This window comes from Pseudolactococcus chungangensis CAU 28 = DSM 22330 (assembly GCF_002441885.1).
Classification (GTDB): Bacteria; Bacillota; Bacilli; order Lactobacillales; family Streptococcaceae; genus Pseudolactococcus; species Pseudolactococcus chungangensis.
This window is the reverse complement of sequence record NZ_JXJT01000084.1, coordinates 1-337: the sequence shown is the minus strand read 5'-3', so window position 1 is coordinate 337 and position 337 is coordinate 1. Positions and strand designations below refer to the sequence as shown.

General features: G+C 28.5%; 1 protein-coding gene. It reads right to left on the bottom strand.

Going from position 1 to position 337, the window contains the following annotated elements; all coding sequences use genetic code 11:
* Positions 1 to 3: 3 nt before the first annotated feature.
* Positions 4 to 337 (bottom strand): helical hairpin domain-containing protein (locus RR45_RS11340; protein ID WP_342351808.1); only part of this gene is annotated, 334 nt, incomplete at its 5' end.

Here is a 337-nt window from a genome sequence, read left to right as displayed (position 1 = left end):
TGATTAAAGACTTTTGTAGTTACTTTTTTCTACTTCTCGATCTCTGACATTTTCTTTAACAGATTGGTACACTTTATAACTTTCAACTATTTCATTAAATCGATCATTTAACACTTGTCTTTCAAATTTCACCTCCTCAATTGTTTTATTTAGATCACCTTTCTTAGTTGAACGATTAATTTTTAAGTCTGATAAAATTGCTTCAGAAGTTTCAATTTTTCTAAAATCACCAGAATTAAGACCATCAATGGCGCTAATAATTTTATTCAGACGTGAAATTTTATCGTCTAATTGAGACAGTTCCTTTTCTGTTTCATGAACTTGAATTTCAAACTGA